The sequence below is a fragment of the Lysobacter sp. N42 genome (genome assembly GCF_004344885.1).
In genome coordinates, this window is the sequence record NZ_SKFB01000079.1 from 1 (window position 1) to 6857 (window position 6857).

Annotated in this window: 8 protein-coding genes; all 8 read right to left on the bottom strand. The window is 64.9% G+C overall.

Annotated elements, in window-relative coordinates; translation table 11 throughout:
- Positions 1-128 precede the first annotated feature (128 nt).
- Positions 129-542, bottom strand: coding sequence for a hypothetical protein (locus EYQ95_RS25500; protein WP_132331908.1), 414 nt, complete (start codon positions 540-542; stop codon positions 129-131).
- Between the two features lie 451 nt (positions 543-993).
- The gene (locus EYQ95_RS25505) at positions 994-1344 is read right to left on the bottom strand and encodes a DNA-binding transcriptional regulator (RefSeq protein WP_132331910.1); all 351 of its coding nucleotides are present in this window, start codon (positions 1342-1344) and stop codon (positions 994-996) included.
- The gene (locus EYQ95_RS25510; RefSeq protein WP_207916683.1) at positions 1334-1651 is read right to left on the bottom strand and encodes a transcriptional regulator; all 318 of its coding nucleotides are present in this window, start codon (positions 1649-1651) and stop codon (positions 1334-1336) included. The genes EYQ95_RS25505 and EYQ95_RS25510 overlap by 11 nt, the downstream gene beginning before the upstream one ends.
- Before the next feature lie 101 nt (positions 1652-1752).
- Positions 1753-2070 (bottom strand): type II toxin-antitoxin system RelE/ParE family toxin, encoded by a 318-nt coding sequence (locus EYQ95_RS25515; protein ID WP_132331912.1) that lies wholly within the window; start codon positions 2068-2070, stop codon positions 1753-1755.
- Positions 2058-2315: a type II toxin-antitoxin system Phd/YefM family antitoxin gene (locus EYQ95_RS25520; RefSeq protein ID WP_132331914.1), complete on the bottom strand. Its 258-nt coding sequence runs from the start codon at positions 2313-2315 to the stop codon at positions 2058-2060. Before EYQ95_RS25520 ends, EYQ95_RS25515 begins: the two co-directional genes overlap by 13 nt.
- A 165-nt stretch (positions 2316-2480) precedes the next feature.
- Positions 2481-2714 carry a hypothetical protein gene (locus tag EYQ95_RS25525; protein WP_207916686.1) on the bottom strand — a complete coding sequence of 78 codons (234 nt, stop codon included), beginning with the start codon at positions 2712-2714 and terminating at the stop codon, positions 2481-2483.
- Between the two features lie 1690 nt (positions 2715-4404).
- The gene (locus EYQ95_RS25530) at positions 4405-4818 is read right to left on the bottom strand and encodes a hypothetical protein (protein ID WP_132331918.1); all 414 of its coding nucleotides are present in this window, start codon (positions 4816-4818) and stop codon (positions 4405-4407) included.
- 1848 nt (positions 4819-6666) lie between these two features.
- The coding region (locus EYQ95_RS26650; protein ID WP_207916689.1) for a hypothetical protein at positions 6667-6857 on the bottom strand (191 nt) is incomplete at its 5' end.

The following is a 6857-nucleotide window of genomic DNA, read 5'->3' on the forward strand; positions in this document are numbered from 1 at the left end:
AACGACAGCTGCATCGCACTCACCCCGATCACGGTGAGGCATTGTCGCGCAATCGGGCGGAGTTGTTCAGACCTTCCTTAAGCCGCGCCGCGAAGCGGCGTCGGCTTGGACGAATTGTTAGGCCCCGCTTACTTGATCTTGCCCATGTAGGTAACGCCGCTCCCGGCATCCTGCTGGCCGTACGCGGCAACCACTTGGCCACGATTGATCACGAACTCGTATGGCTTGGCGCCAACATAGCCGCCGTAACTATTCTTGGCGTTTACCATGCACTTGAGGACGTATCCGTAATGCTTGCGATACTTCTCAAATACGGTGTCGTTACGCCACCCCTTCTCCGGGGCTTGGCACTGGTATACGGCGCTATACGGGTCCTTCAAGACCGTCGAAAGGACTTCCTTTGCTAGGCGCTCCGCGTCTTCTTGGCTAATCGGCGGGCCGTAATCGGCAGCGGCCAGTTCTTGCGCGGTGGGTGCAGCAACAGTGGCGCATCCGGAGATGGCGATGCTTGCTAGAGCGGCTGTCAATGCCTTGCGATACATACGACCTCCAGTTAGGTGGGTGCGGGGCCTAACACCAGAGCTAAGCCGCGCCGCGGCGCGACGGTAGGGAACCGATGATGCCAGAGCCGCCGGCCTGATCAACGAAGCCGTGAAGCGGCGTCGGCTTGAGCGACTTGTTAGCTGTGCGCAGCGGGTGCTCCTGGCACCAGCCTTCACGGCTTGCTTTGCACCCGCTGCAATGAGCGAAGCGGGAATGGGTCAGAGCAACCCCGCAAAAGCCGCACCCCGGCCGTGGCCGAAGCCGCGCGATCCGGCCCACCATGCTGCCGAGCGCCGCCCCGTCATGCCTGGGCGGTATGGAATACCGCGAACTGTGTAGTAACCGCGGCGCGAGCCGTGAAGCCTGTTGGGGGATGCGGCCGAAGACGACGGGAAACCCCGAGCGCCACTGCTGAATACGGCCACGCCGCGTACACAGCTAACACCTGAGTTAAGCCGCGCCGCGAAGCGGCGTCGGCTTGGACGAATTGTTAGGCCTTGGCTGCATGACCTCCCGCAGCACCTTTGGATGACGCGACACGATTCGAAGCAGGGTTTCCGCCGCGCCGGAGGGCTGGCGCCGACCTTGCTCCCATTGCTGGAGCGTGCGAGGCGAGATATGAAGTGCCGCTGCAAACTCCGACTGCGACAAACCACACTTGAGCCGGGTTTCCACCACCTCGTTGGCCGAGACCGAATACTCGGCTCCAGCCTTTCCGGCCTTCACATCCCGGATGGCCTGGAGCAGCTCTTCTCCGATGTTGCGGGATGCATCCCGCTTGGCAATTGACTTACTCACCATGGCCCAGTTCCTCCGCGATCTGGCGCAGTACATGCGCAGGAATATTGTCCCGTGCACTCTTGGAGTAGATGGTGAGCAGGACGACCTTTCCATGCCCCAGCCACACCGTATAAATGACTCGAACGCCACCGCGCTTGCCTGAACCAGGCCGCGACCACCGAATCTTGCGACAGCCACCCGATTGCGGGATGACATCGCCGGCCTCGGGGTTTGCAGCGAGGTAGGTGGCGAACTCCAAGTGCTCTTCAGCCGACCAATAGTCGGGCCACAGCCGGCTGAACAGTGGCGATTCAATGATGGTCAGCACGCCGCGACTATACGCCACTGGCGCACGGGTGGCAAGCTACGCCCAAGGCCTAACACCCGAGTTAAGCCGCGCCGCGAAGCGGCGTCGGCTTGGACGAATTGTTAGGCCTTCGACCGCCTAGCCCGCACGAGCCTGCTCTTTCGGAGCAGCCGCTCGGTGCGCATGACGTGGAGGATGAAGACCTGCTGCCCATCGTAGCGGTAAAAGACCCGGCAAGGCGGCTGCACCAACTGCCGGTATCGGGACTGGCGTAGCTCGGGAATACGGGTCCCACTCTCGGGGTGCTCGGCCAGCTGGCCGACGTGGCTGACCACGCGCTGGACCAACTCGGAGGCTGCTGCCGGGTTCTCTAGCGCGATGTACTCAGCGATAGCCTCCAGATCAGCCAGGGCCGGCTCGGACCAGGTTACTTCAGCCATCGGGCGAGGCGGGCCTTGGCTTGGGCGTGCGAGGTGGAGCGGCCTTCTGCCAGGGCCTGCTCCCCACGGGCGATGCCCTCCAGAACGCCCATGCGCTGCTGCATGAGTTCGTAGGTTTCCACGTCCACCAAGTAGGCGCTGGGCAGGCCGTGCTGGGTGATCAGGATGGGCTCGCGGCTGCGCTCGAGGTCCGAGAGGAGCTCGGTAGCCTGCCGCTTGAGGGTAGTAACGAGTTCGGTGCGCATGGCAGTGACACTAAAGTATCACTCGCCTGCCTGCAAGGCCTGTAGAGAAGGCCTAACACCTGAGTTAAGCCGCGCCGCGAAGCGGCGTCGGCTTGGACGAATTGTTAGGCGCACAAGGCCGGATGCGCGCACGTGAGCCTTTCCCCAGAACTGCGCGCAGCTCCACTATTGGCCCCATGAGTGCCCTGCGGCGCCGCAATTGCGCTCCAGCGAGTCCATGACTTCCTCCGCCGTGTACTCCTTGGACCGGTAGCCGTCGATGTTCGCTTGGACGATTGCCCGGCAGTTCTTGGGTAGCCCGGTTTCTTCCCCATAGGTTGGCTTTGAGTTCGGGTCGCAGCCCATGAGGGCAGCGCCGGCCACAGCGAGGAGAATCTTCAAGAGCTTATGGGAAATCATCTGTGCGCCTAACACCTGAGTTAAGCCGCGCCGCGAAGCGGCGTCGGCTTGGACGAATAGTTAGCGCCCGGCCCGGTTGGGACAGGCGCCTCCGAAGACTTACGGCCGCGAGCATGCCACGCCCTGTCCGGAACGGCAGCTGCCCGCGAGCCCGGCCGCGACGGGAGCGAGGCGGCACGGCCGAACGAGCCGCGCTGCGCGAGCAGGGCGGCAGGGCCGATGCTGCAGGGCAAGCTGATTGCCACACCCGCCGAGACGTGTCCGGGCAGGGTGCCGCGCTGCAGCGGCTTGGCTGTGCGGTCTGCACGGCGCGGCAGCCTGCGTGGAGCCGGCGAACCGGCCGGGCACGACGCCACGGTGCATGGCCACTTGCTTTGCGGTACCAGCCGCACACGAGCGGAAAAGGTCGAGTGCGACGGACAAGCCCCGGATACCGAGCCCCAACTGCGGGCGCTAACACCTGAGTTAAGCCGCGCCGCGAAGCGGCGTCGGCTTGGACGAATTGTTAGCGCCCGGCCCGCTTGGGACAGACGCCTCCGTAGACTTACGGACGCGAGCATGCCACGACAGGCCCGGAACGGCAGTAGCCCGCGAGCCCGGCCGCGACAAGGGCGACGCGGCACGGCCAGCCGGGCCGCGCTGCGCCAGCAGGGCGGCAAGCCGAGTCAGTTGGGTGCGGGAGTGCCACAACCGCCTGCATCCAGCCGGGCAGGGTGCCGCGCTGCAACGGTGTGACCGGGCGGTTTGCACGGCGCGGCACGCTGCGTGGAGCCAGCGAACCAGCCGGGCACGACGCGACGCTGCACGGCCACGTGCTTGCGGTGCTCGCCACACACGAGCGGAAAAGGACGAGTGCGACGGGCAAACCCCCGCATACCGACTCCCAACTGCGGGCGCTAACACCTGAGTTAAGCCGCGCCACGAAGTGGCGTCGGCTTGGACGACTAGTTAGCGATCACACGCCGAGGAACCTGCCGGACGTGGACCGCACGAGCCTGGATTCTGCCATGGCTCGCGCCCCTAGCCGCCGCGACGCCGGAATTGCATGCGCCAGCCAAGCTGCACCGCGGGCACTGACCGATCCGGAGGCTGCGGGCTTTCACCGCGGGCTAGAGACTGGCCGCCCGATGCGGCTGTAAGCTGCGACACGACACGCCGCCTAGTGAGCCGCTAGAACAGCCGCAACCAGTGTGAGCGCTAACACCAGAGCTAAGCCGCGCCGCTGCGGCGGGCTATCCGGAGCCGATCATGCCAGAGCTGCGGCAGCTTGGTCGGAGCCGTGAAGCGGCGTCGGCTTGAGCGACTAGTTAGCTGTGCGCAGCGGGTGCTCTTTCCGCCGAGGCGAACTTGCAGCCCCTCGGCTTTGCACCCGCTGCAGTGAGCGAAGCGAGGATGGCCCAGAGCACCCCCGCGAAAGCCACACCCCGGCCGTGGCCGAAGCCGCAGGATCCGGGCCGCCAGGGATCCGAGCGCCGCCCGGTCACGCCTGGGCGGTATGGAATACCGCAGACGACGAGGCTTGCGCGGTGCGAGCCGAGAAACCTCGGTGCGAGATGTGGCCGAAGACGACGGGAAACCTCGAGCGCCACCGCTGAACACGGCCAGGCCACGTACACAGCTAACACCTGAGTTAAGCCGCGCCGCGAAGCGGCGTCGGCTTGGACGAATTGTTAGGGCGCACCCGGCTGACCTACCGCCCTGGATAGCCGAAGGCATATGGGCCCCCGCAGCGCCGCGCTACCTCCGGGTACTCTGCCACCACAAACTCCTCCGGCGCACCCCCGCCACCAAACCCCGCCGGTTCGTTGAAGCGGGTGATACCGCCGGTGAATGTATTACGGAGGAACAATCCCTTCTCGTCACGATCGAGTTCGATTCCCTCGTACCAGAGAATGGTCTTGGCTTTGCCTCCCCGGGGTCCGCGCAGTTTCACGCAACCGTTCTCCACGACGAGCTTGCCGCTCATACCCGCAGTGAGCCATACCTGATCGAGTCCTGTTGGAGCAGGTTTCACCTTGGGGAAAACCGGCATCTCGCCGGTCCATGGGCCGTGAGCACATGCAGCTAATGCCACAGGGAGAAACACGACAACGAGGATCTTCATGTGCGCCCTAACACCAGAGCTAAGCCGCGCCGCTGCGGCGGGCTATCCGGAGCCGATCATGCCAGAGCGGGCCGCCAGAGCAACGGAGCCGTGAAGCGGCGTCGGCTTGAGCGACTTGTTAGCTGTGCGCAGCGGGTGCTCTTTCCGCCGAGGCGAACTTTCACCGCCTTGGCTCTGCGCCCGCTGCAGTGAGCGAAGCGAGGATGGGCCAGAGCAACCCGGCGAAAGCCGCACCCCGGCCGTCGCCGAAGCCGTGGGATCCGGTCGGCCATGGTTCCGAGCGCCGCCCGGCCATTCCTGGGCGGTATGGAATACCGCAGACGACAAGGCTTGCGCGGCGCGGGCCGAGAAACCTCGGTGCGGGATGTGGCCGAAGACGACGCGAAGCTTCGAGCGCCACTGCTGAATACGGCCAGGGCACGTGCACAGCTAACACCTGAGTTAAGCCGCGCCGCGAAGCGGCGTCGGCTTGGACGAATTGTTAGGGCCCGTGCCCGTGCTACACACAAGACGTGTACTCAGACACCAGGAGTCAGGCCCGCCGATACCGAAGGGTAACCCAGACGCTACACACCTCATTACTAGCGTAGGAGAGTTGAATGTCTGAGCCAGTGTTCTCAGCGTGCGCGCCCCACGCGCGGCCACCACGAGCCTTTAGCGCAGAAGCGGGAGCTAGTTCCGCGTGGTCTGGGCTGTAAGCGTTGTCGTGGCCAACCGCAACCCTTTCGGGGAGATGGTCACGAAGGGTCCGAGTGTCAGACGAAGAGCTGCACAGATACTCCTGTACGACGAGCCATGCCTGATGCGCATGCCGGCCACGAGACGCGGCGATGACAAGCCCTCGTAGCCGGCGCTGTTCCTCTGGGCTGCAAGACCACAGGAGCCTTTCGTCGGACTCGGCAGGAATCAGCACTGCAGCTGGCTGAGCTGAGGCGGAGGCGACGAATATGCTCAGGAGCAATGCGGCCGACACGTGTGAGCTTCCCAAGGGCCCTAACACCTGAGTTAAGCCGCGCCGCGAAGCGGCGTCGGCTTGGACGAATTGTTAGCGCCCAGCCGAGCAACGACGGAGCGCGAACGGTAGTTTCCGGTAGCGAGGATGCCACGGCAGAGCACTGACCGAGAACCCGGCCGCGAGCCGGGCAGGCTGACCCGCGATAGGGCACGGCCGCCTGGGCGCGCTGCGCAGCGGGGCGCAAGACCGAAAGGGTGAGGGCAGAGCGACTAGTTCAACCGCGGGAGACCCGCCCGGGCCGGGTGCCGTGCACGCGGGCCGTGGACCTGCGGGAAAGCGAAAGTAACACCCGAGTGTGCGCGGCACGCGGCGTGGAGCCAGCCATGTGACCCGGGCCCGAGCCGAGGATGCATGGCAACTCGCTTGCGATGTATGCGGCCGTGAAAGGTAGAGACTCAGTTGCGACGTGACAACACCACGACTCGTAGCCCGTTCCTGGGCGCTAACACCTGAGTTAAGCCGCGCCGCGAAGCGGCGTCGGCTTGGACGAATTGTTAGGCCCCGCCCTCTTTCGGCCGGAGTGCCCTGACGCAAGCGCGTGGCCGCGCCTCATTTCCACCTGCGCGCCTTGGTGAGCGCTACATAAGCTGACCGGGCGAGACCCAAACCTATAACCAGAAGCGCCAGACACACCAGTTGGACTATGACGCCTTCGAACTTGACCCCTCGCCACGACAGGGTCCAAACCCCGTGGGCGACGCCGCGGAAGAGGATCTGGGCCGCCATGTACGCGAGGATTATCCCGCCAGCGAACCAGAACAACTGCGCTGCTCGTCCCGAGCTAGACATGGGTTGGCTTACTTCGATCCGACATGCGGGGCCTAACACCAGAGCTAAGCCGCGCCGCGGCGCGACGGTAGGGGCCCGATGATGCCAGAGCCACCGGCCGGATCAACGAAGCCGTGAAGCGGCGTCGGCTTGAGCGACTTGTTAGCTGTGCGCAGCGGGTGCTCTTCGCACCAGCCATCACGGCTTGCTTTGCACCCGCTGCAATGAGCGAAGCGAGAATGGGTCAGAGCAACCC